Origin of the sequence: Paucibacter sp. PLA-PC-4 (genome assembly GCF_026241155.1) — a bacterium.
Lineage (GTDB): Bacteria > Pseudomonadota > Gammaproteobacteria > Burkholderiales > Burkholderiaceae_C > Roseateles_E.
Genome location: NZ_JAPFGP010000013.1, coordinates 1 through 15,739, shown reverse-complemented (window position 1 = coordinate 15,739; position 15,739 = coordinate 1). Strand labels below are relative to the sequence as shown.

The window sequence follows — 15,739 nt, the reverse complement described above, 5'->3', positions numbered from 1 at the left end:
TTCATCATGCCGCCCACCGGGAGCAGCGCGGCGACGCAAGCGCGCCTATCGCACCAATGAGGGCACCCATGACGGCACCACTGACGGCACCGCTCAGATGAGCGACCGGCGCGATCAGGATGTCCCAGCCGGGCAGCACGCGCAGTGCGGGCCCGAGCGGTTGCTCCAGGCTTAGCTTGACGATCAGGCCGAGCGCGATCGCCAGCGCGACCAGGCGCTCGCGCCCGGGCCGGCGCAGCAACTCCAGCACCGCAACCGCGACGCCGGCATGTAGCACGCCCGACAGGCCGCCGTAGTGCATCAGATCGGGCCGCAGCAGAAGGCCGGCCTGGGTTAGCGGCCACGCCAGGGCCCAGGCCAGCGCAGCTCGTGCCGGCAGTCGCGCCGCCCAGCCCAGCAGCGCCAGCACCGCGCAGCCGGCAAGATTGGCCAGCAGATGCTGGGAGCTCCAGTGCACAAAGGCGGCGCTCCAGAAGCGCCAAGGCTCCGCCCACGCCTGCACTGGCTGCCAGTCGAGCCCGGCCGTCGGCAAGCATTGGGCCAGCATGGCCCCGAGCGCGAGCAGCGCGGCCAGCGCCGCCCAGGCGCTCAGCCGAAAACCGCTCGCCATAGCGCCAGCACGGCGTCGCGCTGCTTATCCAGGCTCAGCTCGGCCAGGCTGGCGGCGTCGACGGCGGTGGGCTGCTCATCAAGCCGGGCCCGGTGCTGGATACGGCGCAACTCGCGGTAGGCATCGCCTGCCGCCTGACCGATGCCCGGCGGTAACAGGCCCACGCTCTCGGCGCGCTGCAGCAGCGCGATGGTGCCGGCGTTGTCCAACAGCGTCGGGTGCTGGCCGGAGAACATCAACACGAGGTACTGCAGGGCGAACTCGGCGTCCATCATGCCGCCGGGGCTGTGCTTGACGTCGAACTGTCCGGCCCGAACCGGCTTGGCTTGGCGCACCTTCTCCCGCATCGCCAGCACCTCCTGGCGCAGCGCGGCGCAGTCGCGCGGCGCGGTCAGCACCGCGCGGCGAACCTCTTCGAAGCGCTGGCCCAGCGCTGCGTCGCCGGCGCAAAAGCGCGCCCGCGTGATGGCCTGGTGCTCCCAGGTCCAGGCGGTGTTGCTGCCGCGGCCGGTCTGATAGTTCTCGAAGGACTGGATGCTGGTCACCAGCAGACCCGAGTTGCCATTCGGGCGTAGCGCGGTGTCGATGTCGAATAGCTCGCCGGCCGCGGTGCGCAGGGTCAGCCAGGTGATCAGCTTGCGCACGAAGGCGCCGTAAATCTCGCCCGCGTTCTCGTCCGCGTCGTCGAACAGGAAGACCACATCGAGATCGCCGCCGTAGCCCAGCTCCTTGCCGCCGAGCTTGCCGTAGGCGATCACCGCGAAGCCCGGGGTCGGACGATGCGCCTGCTTGAGTCGCGCCCAGGCCCACTCGATCACGCATTGCAGCGTGGCATCGGCCAGCGCCGAGAGCTCGTCGGCCACCTGCTCTACCGTGATCTTGGCCTCGACATCGCGCACCAGGGTGCGGAACACCTCGGCATGGTGGGCGCGCCGCAAGGTATCCAGCAGCGCTTCCTCGTCGGCCTCGCCCGAGCGGGCCCAAGCAGCATGGCGGTCCTGCAGATCGCCGATGAACTCGCTGCCACTGAAGCGTTCGCCCAGCAGCCGGTTGTCGGCCAGCTCGTCGATGACACCCGGATGCAGCATCAGATAGCGCATCGGCCAGCGCGCCAGGCCCAGCAGGCGCAGCAGCCTGGTTTGCACCGAGGGCCGCTCAACCAGCAAGGCCAGATAGCTCTCGCGCCGCAGTAGAGGCTCGATCCAATCGACAAAGCGCAGCGCCGCGTCGAGGCTGCATTCGCCGTCGCGCACGCCCAGCGCCGCCCGACCCACCAGCTTGGCCAGGCGCAGCCGCGACTCCTCGCGCAGCGCTTGTACCCGCGGCTGCTGGGCCCAGCGGCGCACAGAGCTGGCCAACTCGGGCGGCAGCTTCTCCAGGAACTCCTCGGCATCGACCGGCAGCGCCGGCCCGCCGCAGCCGCCACTCTTGCAGCTGCCGGGCTTGGGCGCCTGACCGTCGTGCAAGAGCGCATCGAACTCGGTGGCCACCAGCTCGCGCACCTCGCAGAGTTTGTCGAACAACTCGCAGGTGTCGCTGCGGCAGATCAGGCCCAGGCTGCGGGCGATCCAGCCCAGGTCCTCGTCGGCTCCGGGCAGGCAATGGGTCTGCTGATCGTCGAGGAACTGGATGCGGTGCTCGACCCGGCGCAGGAAGACATAGGCCTCGATCAGCTTGTCGGCGGTAGCCGGCTTCATCAGCCCGCGCGCCGCCACCCGCGACAGCGCCTTGACGGTGGAGCGGGTGCGGATCTCCGGAAATTGGCCGCCGCGCACCACCTGCAGCAACTGCACAATGAATTCGATCTCGCGGATGCCGCCGCGTGAGAGCTTCACATCATTGGCCCGCTCGGGCCGGCCCGCCGCGCGTTTTTGCGCCTCGTCGCGGATCTTGCGGTGCAGGGTTCGCAGGCCCTCGAACACACCGTAGTCCAGATAGCGCCGGTAGACAAACGGCGTCACCAGCGCTCGCAAGGCCAGCGCCCGGCCATTGCTGCGGCTGGCCAGCGGAGCGACGACCCGGCTCTTCAGCCAGGCAAAGCGCTCCCACTCGCGGCCCTGCACCAGGAAATACTCCTCTAGCATCGCCAGGCTGACCACCGGCGGGCCCGAGTTGCCATTGGGCCGCAGCGCCAGGTCGACGCGGAAGACCTGTCCGTCGTCGCCGACCTCGCCAATCAGCGTGTACAGGCGCTTGGCCACCAGGGTGAAGTACTCGTGAGCGCTGATCGACAGCGCACCTTCGGTGACACCCTCGTCTTCGTAGACGTAAATTAGGTCGATATCGGACGAGACATTGAGCTCGCGGGCGCCCAACTTGCCCATGCCGATGACCCAGAACTCGATCACCTGACCCTCGGCATTGCGCGGCGCACCGTGGATCGCGTCCTGGGCGCTGCGGGCCTCGGCCAGCGCCAGGTCCAGCGTGGTCTCGGCCAGCAAGGTCATCACCAGCGTGATGTCTTCCATCGCCGCGCCGGTCTCGATGTCCAGCACCGCCAGGCGCTCCAGCACCAGATGACGGGCCACCCGCAAGGCGCTGGGCAAAGCCCGGCCGCCGGCCTGCAAGGTGGCCACCAGATCCTCGATCACCGGGCGGTCCGGTAGGCCCGGTGGCAGCAGCGCCAGCTCGGACTCGTAACGGCGTCGGATGCGCTGCACGAAGCGGCTGTGCGCGGCGCTGACTGTTTCAGACTGCAAAGAATGCCCGGACGGCGTCATGGCAAGGGATCCGCTGTGCTAGATTCGACGCCAACCTGGGAGCGCCGGGCTGCGTCGCTGACATGGGCATGCAGCACCCAAGGAGATGCAAGCACGGTCATATTGTTTTTTGCTCCATCGCGAGCTTCTCCCTCGTACATGTCGTTCATCGCAAGCTTTTCAGCCGCCGCAAGACGGGTTGCGCAGCGACCCACCCGCTGGCTGCTGCGGGGGACCCGCTGGGCTCTCGGTCTGGTGTTGCTCGCCTGGGGCTTGCTCCTGTCGGCCTGGCTGGTCTTGCACTGGGCAATTCTGCCCCACATCAATGATTGGCGCCCCGACCTGGAGCGCATGGCCTCGCAAAGCCTGGGGCTGACGCTGCGCATCGGTCAGATCGAGGTGCGCTCGGGCGGCTGGATCCCAGCGCTGGAGCTGCGCAATGTGCGCCTGCTGGACCCTGCCGGCCGCGAGGCGCTGCGCCTGCCGAGGGTCTCGGCGGCTCTGTCGGCGCGCTCGCTGCTGGCCTTGGAATTGCGCTTTTCGCAGCTGCTGATCGACGGCCCCGAGCTAGAAGTGCGCCGCGATGCCCGGGGCCGGCTGTTTGTCGCCGGCCTGAGCCTGGACGACGGCGCGACGGCGGCCGGCGCCGGCGATGACATGGCCGACTGGTTTTTTTCCCAGCCCGAGTTCGTGATCCGCCAAGGCCGGCTACGCTGGATTGATGAGGGCCGCGCCGCGCCGCCGCTGGAGCTCAACGCGGTCGATCTGGTGCTGCGCAACGGCCTGCGCAGCCACAATCTGCGCCTGGATGCTACGCCGCCGGCGGCCTGGGGCCAGCGCTTCAGCCTGCGCGGGCGCTTCACCCAGTCGCTGCTGAAGCGGCCCGCTGAGCTGCAGCACTGGAGCGGCCAGCTCTATGCCGACCTGCCCCATGCCGATCTGCGCCAGCTCAAGCGTCATCTGGACCTGCCTTTCGAGCTGGAGGAGGGCGATGGTGCGCTGCGTGCCTGGGCAGAATTCAAGGACGGTCAGCCGCAAAGCGTCAGTGCCGATGTGGGCCTGCGCGCCGTGCGCCTGCGCCTGGGCGCCGAGATGGAGCCGCTGGATCTGACCCGCATTCAGGGCCGGGTCGCGGTGCAGCGGCGCGCCGACGGCTATTCGCTGAGCGCCACCCAGCTCGGGTTCGAAGGCGCGGACGGCCTGGCCTGGCCGCGCTCGGACTGGTCGCTGTCGCTCAAGCGTGCCGCCGCCAGGCCCGGCCAGCCGCTGCCCCCTATCAGCGGCGGCGAGCTGCAGGCCCAACGCCTGGATTTGGCCCTGATGAGCCAGATCGCGACCCGCTTACCGCTGGGCCAGGCCCAGCGCGACTGGCTCGGCGAGCTGGCGCCGCAAGGCCTGATCAGCGCCCTGACGGCGCGCTGGGACGGCCCGCTGGATGCGCCCGCGAGCTACCGCGTCAAGGCCAAGGTCGATGGTTTGCAGCTGGCGGCCCAATCGGCCGAGCAGGGCGTGGGTCGGCCTGGCGTGGCCGGCGCCAGCCTGCAGCTCGAAGCTCATGAGGGTGGCGGCCAGGCCCGGCTGAGCCTGCAGGACGGGCTGCTGGACCTGCCCGGTGTGTTCGAGGAACCGCTGCTGCCGCTGCAGCGCTTCAACGCGATGCTGAACTGGCGCATCCAGCCCCGTGCCGGCAAGCCTGCGGCCCTGGAGCTGCGGCTCAGCGAGGCCAAGCTCGCCAATGACGATCTGCGCGGCGAGCTGGAGCTCTTGTGGCGCACCGGCGAGGGCGGGCCGGCCGGCGAGTTGGTCAACGGTCGCGGCGGCCGCTTCCCCGGCCAACTGGAACTAAACGGCCGGCTCGACCAGGCCAAGGCGGCGCGGGTGGCGCGCTATCTGCCGCTGGGCGTCGGTACCCAGGCACGCGACTATGTGCGGCGCGCGGTGCGCGGCGGCGAGGGCCGCCAGGTGCAGTTCCGGGTTCGCGGCGATCTGTGGGACTTCCCTTTCGACAGCAGCCCGGCTGGCCAGTTCCGCATCGCGGTCCAGGCCCATGATGTGGACCTGGCCTATGTGCCCGATTCCAGCTGGCCGGCGATGGAGCAGGTCAACGGCGAGCTGGTGTTTGAGCGGGGCAGCATGCGCATCCGCAATGCCCGCGCCAAGGTGCTGGGCTATGAGCTCAGCGCCGTCAATGGCGGCATCAAGGATTTGGTGCAGCACCCGGTGCTGGCGCTGGAGGGCAGCGGGCGCGGACCCATGGCCGAGCTGCTGCGCTTTATCAAGCTCTCGCCGGTGGGCGAGTGGATAGGCAAAGGGTTGCAAGACGCCACAGCCAGCGGTGCCGCCACGCTGAGGCTGGCGCTGCAGATCCCTCTCGACGATGTCGAGCGTAGCACGGTCAAAGGCAGCGTCGTGCTGGGCGGCAATGATGTGCGCCTAGGCCCGCAGTTGCCGCTGCTGGCCAACGCCCGGGCGCGCATCGAGTTCGACCGCCGCAGCGTCGCGGTGCAGGGCGGCGCGGCCCGGGTGCTGGGCGGTGACGCGACATTCGAGGGCGGCAGCCAGCGCGACGGCAGCCTGCGTTTTGCCGGCCAGGGCCTGGTCACGGCCGAGGGCCTGCGGCGCGCTGGCGAGCTGGGCCTGGCGGCGCGGCTGGCCCAGCAGATGGGCGGCCAGACCGCCTACCGCCTGCAGCTGGGCATCAAAGAGGGCCAGACCGAGTTCACCTTGACCAGCAGCCTGCAAGGCCTGTCGCTGGATCTGCCGGCCCCACTGCGCAAGGAGGCGGACGCGGCGCTGCCGCTACGCCTGCAGAGTTCCCTGCTGGCCGGCAAGCGCGACGAGCTGCGGCTGGAGCTCGGCAGCCTGGTGCTGGCCCAGTACCAGCGCGACATCAGCGTCGACCCGCCCCGGGTGCTGACCGGCGCTCTGGCGGTGCAGGACAAGCTGCCGGCACTGCCGGTCCAGGGCGTGACGCTGCAGGCAACGCTGGACCGGGTCGATCTCGATGCCTGGCAGGCGCGCTCGCAAAGCCTGCTGGGCGGCGCGGCTGCCGCGTCGCCCGGGCTGGGCGAGACGGGCGGCTATGTGCCGACCCATATTGCGCTGCGCGCCCGCGAGCTGCAACTGGGCGGGCGTACGCTCACCCGGCTGGTGGCCGGCATCACCCATGCGCCCGAGCAGCACAGTTGGCGCATCAATCTGGATGCCGAGCAGCTCAACGGCTATTTGGAGCTGCGCAGTGCCCATGACAAGCTGCCCGGTCGCATCTATGCGCGGCTGGCGCGGCTGTCGCTGCCCAAGAGTGAGGCCGACGGGGTCAGCACCTTGCTGGAAAAACCCAGCGACAGCGTGCCGACGCTGGACATCGTGATCGATGACTTCGAGCTGCGTGGCAAGCGCCTGGGCCGGGTCGAGGTCGAGGCCTCGCTGCACGGGGCGCAGCGCGAGTGGCGGCTGAACAAGCTGCAGCTCAGGCATCCCGATGCGTTGCTCAATGCCAGCGGTCGCTGGCTGGCCGACGGCGCGGGCCGGCGTCGCACGGTGCTGGACTGGAAGCTCGATGTGGTCGACGCCGGCAATCTGCTCGAGCGCCTCGGCCAGGGTCGGGTCTTGCGTGGCGGCAAGGGCGAGCTGGGTGGCCAGCTCGGCTGGCAGGGTTCGCCGCTGAGCCCGGACTACCCCAGCATGACGGGCCAGCTCAAGGTGGCGCTGGATGCCGGGCAGTTCCTGCAGGCCGAGCCGGGCGTGGGCCGGCTGCTGGGCATCCTGAGCCTGCAGTCGCTGCCGCGCCGGCTGACCCTGGACTTCCGCGATGTGTTCAGTGAGGGCTTTGCCTTCGACGGCTTCGGCGGCGATATCAGAATAGAGCGTGGCGTGGCGAGCAGCGAGAACCTGCGCATGAGCGGTGTGCAGGCGGTGGTCGTGATGGAGGGCCATGCCGACCTGGCGCGAGAGACCCAGGACCTGCGCGTCGTGGTCGTGCCGGAGATCAATGCCGGCGGCGCCTCGCTGGCCTATGCGGCCATCAATCCGGCGGTCGGCCTGGGCACCTTCCTCGCCCAGCTGGTGTTGCGCAAGCCGATGATGGCGGCCAACACCCGAGAGTTCCATGTCACCGGCAGCTGGGATGACCCCAAGGTCGAGAAGGTGGACCGCAAGGCCGGCGCCGAAGCGGCGGCATCCGCGCCCTGAAAGGAGAACGGAAGATGAAGATTGCAGCGATCCAGATGGTGTCCGGGCCCGATGTGGCCGTTAACCTGGCGCGGGCGCGTCACTGGCTGGCCGAGGCCGCTGCGCAGGGCGCGCGGCTGGCGGCGCTGCCGGAGTATTTCTGCCTGATCGGCCTGAAGGACGAGGACAAGCTGGCGATTGCCGAAGCCCCGGGTCAAGGCCCTATCCAGCAGGCGCTGGCCGACGCGGCGCGCGCGCTGGGCCTGTGGATCATCGGCGGTACGCTGCCGCTGCGCACGGCCGATCCGGCCCGGGTGCGCAACAGCTGCATCGTCTGGGCGCCCGACGGGACCCAGGCCGGACGTTACGACAAGATGCATCTGTTTTGCTACGACAACGGCCGCGAGCGCTATGACGAGGGCCGGGTGCTGCAGGCCGGCGAGGCGCCGGTGGCAGCCCAGGTCGAGGGGCTGCGCGTGGGGTTGTCGGTCTGCTACGACCTGCGCTTTCCCGAGCTCTACCGCGGCCTCGGTCCGCTGGACCTGATCAGCGTGCCCGCCGCCTTCACCCACACCACCGGCCAGGCCCATTGGGAGCTGCTGCTGCGCGCGCGAGCGGTCGAAAACCTCGCCTATCTCATCGCACCGGCCCAGGGCGGCACGCATCAGAATGGACGCAGGACCTGGGGACACACGATGATCGTCGACCCCTGGGGCGAGGTGCTGGCATGCCTGCCCGAGGGCGAGGGCGTGGTGCTGGCGGAGATCGACACGGCACGGCTGGCCCAGTTGCGGCAGCAGCTGCCGGCGCTGCAACACAGGCGTTTGTGATGGTGACGAGCAGGCGGAATTTGCTGATCGCGACCGGATGTCTGGCCGGGCTTGCCGCCTGCGGCACGGCCTCGCAGTCGCACAAGATGGCGCTGGCCCCGGCCGATGCGCTGCAGCTGCGCGGCTTCATGCCCGAGGGCTTGCGTGGCCAGGTGGCGCTGGCCGATGTCAGCGGCGGCGCCGAGACCGGCCGCTGGTGGGGCTCCAAGGTCAGCAGCTTGGCCCTGGAGCATGCGCTGGAGGAGTCCTTGCGGGGCGTCGGCCTGTGGGCGCCGAGCCTGCCGACGGCGCGCTTTCGGCTAAAGGCCCAACTGTTGGCGCTGTCGCAGCCGCTGGTGTCGCTGGACACCGAGGTCGCGAGCGCCGTGCATTTCAGCTTGGTCGAGCAGAGCAGCGGCGCCGTGGTCTACCAGCGCAGCGTGCGCACGGTGTACAAGGCGGAGTTCAGCGAGGCCCTGCTGTCGCATCCGGAGCGCCTGCGTCTAGCCAACGAGGGCGCGGTCCGCCAGGCCATCCAGTTGATGCTGCGCGATCTGGCCAATCAGCGCTATTGACCGCCTCGTGCGGCGGCTGAATTTGCTTATTGCGATTCCTTTCTTGGAAATCTAGGGTTTTCCACTAGCATCACGGGCTGCGAATTTGACGGGGCCAGTCCCCGCCGCCCCGGTGATAGAACTCGACGACATCCACAAATCCTTTCGCCTTGGCGAGCGCCAGGTGCCGGCACTGCGGGGCTTGAGCCTGCGAGTCGAGCCCGGCGAGGTGTTCGGCATCATCGGCGCATCGGGCGCCGGCAAGAGCACCCTGCTGCGCGTGATCAATCTGCTGGAGCGGCCCGACAGGGGCGCCGTGCGGGTGGCCGGTGCCGAGCTGCTAGACCTGGATGAGGCGGGGCTGCGCGCCGCGCGTCAGCGCATCGGCATGATCTTTCAGCACTTCAATCTGCTGGCCAGCAAGACCGTGGCTCAGAACGTGGCGTGGCCGCTGGTCATCGCCGGCCAGCCAGTCGCCGAGATCGGCCCGCGCGTGGCCGAGCTGCTGGCCCGCGTCGGCCTGAGCGCCCACGCCGACAAGTACCCGGCCCAGCTGTCCGGCGGCCAGAAGCAGCGCGTCGGCATCGCCCGCGCGCTGGCGACGAAACCGCAGGTGCTGCTGTGCGACGAGGCCACAAGCGCGCTGGACCCCGAGACCACCCGCGATGTGCTGGACCTGCTGGCCGAGATCAACCAGGAGTTGGGTCTGACCATCGTGCTGATCACCCACGAGATGGAGGTGGTGCGGCGGGTCTGCGACCGGGTCGCTGTGCTGGAGGCCGGGGCCGTCGTCGAGCAGGGCGAGGTGGTGCGGGTCTTTCTGCATCCGCGCGAAGCCGTGACGCGGCGCTTTGTGCTGGAGGCCGAGCATGTCGACGAGCAGGCGCAATTGGACGATTACGCCCACGTGCCGGGCCGGCTGCTGCGCCTGACCTTCCGGGGCGAGCGCACCTATGAGCCACTGCTGGGCGAGGTGGCGCGGCGCACCGGCATCGACTTCGGCATCCTGTCGGGCCGCATCGACCGCATCAAGACCGTGCCCTATGGCCAGCTGACGATCTCAGTGACCGGCGGGAATTTGGCCGCCGCAGAGGCCCTGCTGAGTGAACGTGGTGTGACTGTGGAGGTGCTGCGCTGATGTTGAATATCTTTGTTGCGATGGACTGGGCCGAGATCGGCCTGGCCGGTGTCGATACCCTGCTGATGCTGGGCGGCGCGCTGCTGTTCACGCTGCTGCTGGGCCTGCCGCTGGGCGTGCTGCTGTTCCTGCTGGACAGGGGCCAGCTGCTGGCCGCGCCGCGCGCCTATGCGCTGCTGTCGCTGGTGGTCAACGTGCTGCGATCGCTGCCTTTTGTGATCTTGCTGATCGTGCTGATCCCATTCACCTTGCTGGTGGCTGGCACGTCTCTCGGCGTGGCCGGTGCAATCCCGCCGCTGGTGGTCGGGGCCGTGCCTTTCTTTGCCCGGCTGGTCGAGGGCGCGCTGCGCGGTGTCGATCGCGGCATCGTGGAGGCCGGCCAGGCCATGGGTGCGAACATCTGGCAGATCGTCTGGCAGGGTCTCTTACCCGAGGCCCGACCGGCCATTGTCTCGGCCGCCACCGTGACCGCGATCACCCTGGTCGGCTATACGGCCATGTCCGGCGTGATCGGCGGTGGGGGGCTGGGCGACCTGGCGATCCGCTTCGGCTACCAGCGCTTCCAGACCGAGGTGATGGTGGTGACGGTTGTGTTGTTGCTGCTGTTGGTGCAGCTGCTGCAGATGCTGGGCGATTGGCTGGTGCACCGTTTCACCAGGCGCTGAATTTTTGTTGTACCAAGAGGAGTAGATTTATGAAGAAAATCACAATTGCCTTGGCCGCCCTGGCCATCAGCGGTTTCGCCGCCGCCGAGAAGCTCAGCGTGGCTGCCACCGCGGTGCCGCATGCCGAGATCCTGGAGTTCGTCAAGCCGGGCCTGGCCAAGCAGGGCGTGGAGTTGGAGATCAAGGTCTTCACCGACTATGTGCAGCCCAATGTGCAGGTGGCCGAGAAGCGCCTGGACGCTAATTTCTTCCAGCACAAGCCCTATCTGTCCGAGTTCAACAAGGGCAAGGGCGCGAACCTGCAGGCCGTGGTGGCCGTTCATGTCGAGCCCTTCGGGGCCTATTCGGCCAAGTTCAAGGCGCTGGCCGAGCTGCCCCGCGGCGCGACGGTCGCGATCCCGAACGACCCTAGCAATGCAGGCCGAGCGCTGCTGCTGCTGGACCGAGCCGGTGTCATCAAGCTCAAGAATACCGACAACATCTTGGCCACGCCGCGCGACATCGCCGACAACCCGAAGAAGCTGAAGTTCCGCGAAATCGAGGCTGCGACCCTGCCGCGCATCCTGCCCCAGGTCGATCTGGCCCTGATCAACACCAACTACGCACTCGAAGCCAAGCTGAATCCGGTCAAGAATGCGCTGGCCATCGAGGATGCCCGCTCTCCCTATGCCAACTGGCTGGTCTCCCGCACCGACAACAAGGACGCGCCCGCGCTGAAGAAGCTGGCAGCCGCACTGAACAGCGCCGAGGTCAAGCAGTTCATCGCCAGCAAGTACAGCGGCGCGGTGGTGCCGGCGTTCTGAGGCCGATCAGCGCTCGGCTGGCCGCAACTGCGGCTCGGTCTTGAGTCATTCGCCCGGCCTCGGCCGGGCGATTTTCATTGGTGCGCATGAGCGCACTCATGGTGTGTCCGACATGAGCACATGTCCGTTGCTGGCCATCGTTTTATTCTCGGCCCTAAGCAGCCAGCCGCTGCGGTCGGCGCAGCTCCGACGTCAGCCCTCAGAAAGAACGCTGGTGCGCATCGGAAATGCTCGCAGCAGCTTCTTGTCCATGGTGACCAACTTCGTGTCGAGCTCCATCGCGAGAGCAATGAATTCGCAATCGTATGCGGAGCAGTCGCTGTTCCGAACGAGTTCCAGCACTGCCGACGACTCGACCTCGAACTCTGCTCCTTCAAGCTAGCTTACTGCGTCTCGTTGGAGGCTGTTCGCTTGTTCGAACAAGATGGTTTTGCGTCGCATGTATCCCGCCAAGATATTGCGGAACTCTCCACGCCAGAGAAATGAAGAGGCCCAATCGGAATCCTGCTCAAGCAGCGCTTCAGCTGCGACTGTGTATCCGCCAGGTAAGTACAAGTACGCGAGTACGGTCGTTTCGACCACGATCATGGCCGGTCCTTGCGCTTCACCGCATCAATGTCGCGCACGCGGAACTTGCCAGCCGGTAAGGCCGCCCGCAGTTCTCGAGCACGAGAAATCGGCTCGCTCTGCATCATCTTGGTTGGTTGTAATACCGACTCAAGGCACACGATGGCCTCGCGATTCAAGCTTCGTCGGTGCATTTCCGCAGAAAGCTTTAGCCGGCCGTATACGGTGTCGGGGATATTCTTTAATGTCAAGGTTGTGGACATGGCACTCTCCATCCAAATGGAGCCACGATGGTTCCATTTGGGCTTGCTGGTCAAGGCGCTGCGGGCCGGTTAGCTTCAACGTTGGCCGACCGCTTGCGGCATTGATATCCGAGATCCGGAGGTCAGCTGTGCGTCGGAATCTGCCCACCAACCGCCCTCATCGACGGATAAGCTCACCTATCACCCACGGTTATCCCGCCCCCCACAAGCTGGCATGGCTCTTGATCGCGCAGCCGGAATAATGGGCGCCTTCTTTGGCCAACCCCGACCGTCCTGCGCATGGTGCTCAACTACATCTGGATCGCCTTCTTCCTGATCGGCTTCGCCGTGGCGCTGGCGCGGCTGCTGCAGGGTGATCTGCAGATCTTTTCGCAGATCCTGACCGGCATCTTTGATACCGCCAAGACTGGTTTCGACATCTCGCTGGGCTTGGTCGGGGTGATGTCGCTTTGGCTGGGCATCATGAAGATCGGCGAGCATGCCGGCGTGATCCAATTGTTCGCGCGCGGCATGGCTCCGTTCTTCAAGCGCCTGTTTCCCGAGATCCCGAAGGGCCACCCGGCCGGCGGTTCTATCGTGATGAACTTCAGCGCCAACATGTTGGGCCTGGACAATGCCGCGACGCCGCTGGGTCTCAAAGCAATGAAGGAGCTTCAGGAGATCAATCCGCAGAAGGACACGGCCAGCAACGCCATGATCATGTTCCTGGTGCTCAACACGGCGGGCATCACTTTGATCCCGACCTCGGTGATCGCAATCCGCCAGGCGCTGGCGGTTGACCAGGGCCTAGTCGGCTTTAACGCTGCCGACATCTTCCTGCCGACATTGATCGGCACCTTCATCTCTTTCTCGGCTGGTCTGGTCGCGGTGGCCGCCTACCAGCGCATCAACCTGCTCAGCGCACCGGTGTTGGCCTTCTTCGGCGGCTTCATCGCCATCATGGCGGCGCTGTTCGGCTGGCTGCACCGTTACCCTCCCGAGCTGATGGCCAAGTACATCGGCCTGCTTGGCAGTCTGGTGATTCTGTCGGTCATCGTGATGTTCATCGCGGTGGGGGCCTGGCGGCGCATCAATGTCTACGAGGCATTTGTCGAGGGCGCGAAGGAAGGGTTCGGCGTCGCTGTCACCATCATTCCCTATCTGATCGCGATTCTGGTGGCGATCTCGGTGTTCCGCACGACCGGATGCATGGACTATGTGGTGGGTGGCATCGCCTGGGCTGTGGCGGCGGTGGGGCTGCCCACCGACTTTGTGCCGGCCTTGCCGGTGGGACTGATGAAGACCTTGTCGGGCAGCGGCGCACGCGGGCTGATGGTCGATGTGATGAAGACCTACGGGGTTGACAGCTTCGAGGGCAAGCTGGCGGCCATCATCCAGGGCTCAACTGAGACCACTTTCTACGTGCTGGCGGTCTACTTCGGCAGCGTCAACATCAAGAAGACCCGTTACGCGTTGACCTGCGGCTTGATCGCCGACGTGGTGGGCGTGGTGGCGGCCATCCTGGTGGGCTACTGGTTCTTCAAGTGAGAGGGCTCAGTGTGGCCGAGCGCACCGCTGCCCCGACCCGGCTGGGCGCACGATTGGCCGTCGCCTGCCGCGCTCCGCGATGAGCACCAAGGATCATTACGCGCGGCTCGAAGTTTGCGCCTCGCCCGCCAACATCAAACAGGCCCGCCGTCGGCTGGCACGGCGCTAACCCCCCCGGGATGTCCGCCAGCTGGCCGCCGGCGAGGCGCAGTTCAAGGCGGTGGCCGAGGCCTACGAGGTGTTAGGCGACGCCGGTAAGCGCGTCGCGCACGACCTGGCGTCGCATGCGAGTCAGCTGCTCCCCTCAGACCAGCAAACGACTGGGCGCCGGGGACCACCAAGCCCGATACTTCTCCAAGCTTCTGTTCGCCAACCGCGGTGTCCGCGCCCCCTATTGCGATCAGCAGGCCGGGCGGAAGATAGCGTTAAAGCATGCCTATCTGGGCGCCATCATGGCATTGTCTTGAGCCTGGCCGGTGTGCTGCGCCGCTTTGGGGTCGACATGCCCAAAGGCGTGCGCGACGGCCAAGTGCTGCGGCTGGCCGCCTGTGCCTGCCGGGGCAGCGATCTGTATCTGCGGATCGAGCTGCTGCCGCATGCGTTGCAGCTCCGAGCTGGCGCTGGCGCCATGGGAGGCCGCCTACGGCGCGAGACTAATCGTACCGACGCCGGCCGCCACGCTGCAGCTGTCGGTGTCGGCCAGGGCCGCGCAGGGCAGTCTACTGCACCTGCAGGGTCAGGGTCTGCCCGTCGTTGCTGGTGTTGCCATCGGCCGCCACGACACCGTCGCGCGAGGCCTATGGGGCGCTGGCGCGTGCCAGCGACGGCTTCGACAAGCGCCCGCTGCTGCAGCAGGCCTGATTGGCATCCCGTCCGCTGCGCGGACGAACAAATTACGGGTCGGGTTCGCCAGCGCATCGAAGCATGACTGGTCATCCGTTAGCATCGGACGCTGTCAACACACTCCAGGAGCTTCCGATGGCCACGATCCATATTGCCGTGCTGGTCGGCAGCCTGCGCCGCGACTCGTTGAACCGCCAACTGGCTACAGCGCTGGCCAAACTGGCCCCACCGGAGCTGAGCTTCGGCCAGGTCGAAATCGGCGAGCTGCCGCTCTACAACCAGGACGACGACGCCAGCCCGGCCGAGGCGGTGCAGCGCTTCAAGGCCCAGATCAGCGCCGCCCAGGGCCTGCTGTTCGTCACGCCCGAGTACAACCGCTCGATCCCCGGCGTGCTGAAGAACGCGCTTGACCATGGCTCGCGGCCCTATGGCAAGAGCGTCTGGGCAGGCAAGCCGGCCGGGGTGCTGGGTGCCTCGGTGGGCGCAATCGGCACCGCGCTGGCGCAGCAGCATCTGCGCAATATCCTGGCCTATCTCGATGTGCCCACGCTGGGCCAGCCCGAGGCCTTCATCCACGCCGGCAAGGACTTCTTCGATGCAGACAGCGGCATTAACGAGGGCAGTCGTGCCTTTGTGCAGGCCTGGGTCGGTCGCTATGTGGCCTTTATCAAGGCACGGGTCTGAGCGGGCTGGCACGGCAATGGTGTCGGACGGCTTCGAGCCCGACGACCTCGATGCGCTGCTGAGTGATTTCAGTGAGCGCTTGCGCGAGCGTGACAAGCCGATCGACCTAACGATCTCCCTGGCTCGGCTGGAGGGCTCGCAGCGCCCAGCGCCGGCCTGTGTTGCGCGCCGACCCGGTGCCGGACGCTGGAATATGGACGATGTTAGCGATGTCGAAGACATCAGCGAGCGCCGTCGTGCGCTCGAAGCCCGGGCCGAGCAGCAGGCGGCTGAACGCGCTGCGGCTGAACGCGCTGCGGCTGAACGCGCTGCGGCTGAACGCGCTGCGGCTGAACGCGCTGCGGCTGAACGCGCTGCGGCTGAACGCGCTGCGGCTGAACGCGCTGCGGCTGAACGCGCTGCGGCTG

Annotated in this window: 12 protein-coding genes; 9 read left to right on the top strand and 3 right to left on the bottom strand. The window is 67.3% G+C overall.

Annotated elements, in window-relative coordinates; genetic code table 11:
• Nucleotides 1-4: 4 nt before the first annotated feature.
• Both rrtA and glnE read right to left on the bottom strand, forming a co-directional pair.
• Nucleotides 5-610, bottom strand: coding sequence for a rhombosortase (gene rrtA / locus OOZ63_RS19135; protein ID WP_266007195.1), 606 nt, complete (start codon nt 608-610; stop codon nt 5-7).
• Nucleotides 589-3,330, bottom strand: a complete 2,742-nt coding sequence (gene glnE, locus OOZ63_RS19130) for a bifunctional [glutamate--ammonia ligase]-adenylyl-L-tyrosine phosphorylase/[glutamate--ammonia-ligase] adenylyltransferase (protein ID WP_266007194.1) — start codon at nt 3,328-3,330, stop codon at nt 589-591. The genes rrtA and glnE overlap by 22 nt, the downstream gene beginning before the upstream one ends.
• Nucleotides 3,331-3,468: 138 nt before the next feature.
• Between glnE and OOZ63_RS19125 the strand changes: the two genes are divergently transcribed.
• The 6 genes from OOZ63_RS19125 to OOZ63_RS19100 all read left to right on the top strand — a co-directional run bounded on the left by OOZ63_RS19125 (nt 3,469) and on the right by OOZ63_RS19100 (nt 11,448).
• Nucleotides 3,469-7,500: a YhdP family protein gene (locus OOZ63_RS19125; RefSeq protein ID WP_266007193.1), complete on the top strand. Its 4,032-nt coding sequence runs from the start codon at nt 3,469-3,471 to the stop codon at nt 7,498-7,500.
• 14 nt (nt 7,501-7,514) lie between these two features.
• Entirely contained in the window at nt 7,515-8,309 is a 795-nt protein-coding gene (locus OOZ63_RS19120; protein ID WP_266007192.1) for a carbon-nitrogen hydrolase family protein, read from the top strand.
• A gap of 20 nt (nt 8,310-8,329) precedes the next feature.
• Nucleotides 8,330-8,863, top strand: a complete 534-nt coding sequence (locus OOZ63_RS19115; protein ID WP_266007191.1) for a hypothetical protein — start codon at nt 8,330-8,332, stop codon at nt 8,861-8,863.
• Nucleotides 8,864-8,975: 112 nt separating this feature from the next.
• Entirely contained in the window at nt 8,976-9,980 is a 1,005-nt protein-coding gene (locus tag OOZ63_RS19110; RefSeq protein ID WP_266007190.1) for a methionine ABC transporter ATP-binding protein, read from the top strand.
• On the top strand, nt 9,980-10,645 hold the full coding sequence (locus OOZ63_RS19105; protein WP_266007189.1) for a methionine ABC transporter permease: 666 nt from the start codon (nt 9,980-9,982) through the stop codon (nt 10,643-10,645). The genes OOZ63_RS19110 and OOZ63_RS19105 overlap by 1 nt, the downstream gene beginning before the upstream one ends.
• Before the next feature lie 29 nt (nt 10,646-10,674).
• On the top strand, nt 10,675-11,448 hold the full coding sequence (locus tag OOZ63_RS19100) for a MetQ/NlpA family ABC transporter substrate-binding protein (protein WP_266007188.1): 774 nt from the start codon (nt 10,675-10,677) through the stop codon (nt 11,446-11,448).
• 584 nt (nt 11,449-12,032) lie between these two features.
• On the opposite strand, the gene OOZ63_RS19095 is transcribed toward OOZ63_RS19100, so the two are convergent.
• Nucleotides 12,033-12,278, bottom strand: coding sequence for a FitA-like ribbon-helix-helix domain-containing protein (locus tag OOZ63_RS19095; RefSeq protein WP_266007187.1), 246 nt, complete (start codon nt 12,276-12,278; stop codon nt 12,033-12,035).
• 279 nt (nt 12,279-12,557) lie between these two features.
• On the opposite strand from OOZ63_RS19095, the gene OOZ63_RS19090 reads away from it, so the two are divergent.
• The 3 genes from OOZ63_RS19090 to OOZ63_RS19080 form a co-directional block, all read left to right on the top strand.
• A complete protein-coding gene (locus OOZ63_RS19090) occupies nt 12,558-13,805 on the top strand; it encodes a nucleoside recognition domain-containing protein (RefSeq protein WP_266007186.1) in 1,248 nt (415 codons plus the stop codon).
• Nucleotides 13,806-14,783: 978 nt separating this feature from the next.
• Nucleotides 14,784-15,332, top strand: coding sequence for an NADPH-dependent FMN reductase (locus OOZ63_RS19085; RefSeq protein WP_266007185.1), 549 nt, complete (start codon nt 14,784-14,786; stop codon nt 15,330-15,332).
• A gap of 200 nt (nt 15,333-15,532) precedes the next feature.
• Nucleotides 15,533-15,739: hypothetical protein (locus OOZ63_RS19080; protein ID WP_266007184.1), on the top strand; the 207-nt coding region annotated here is incomplete at its 3' end.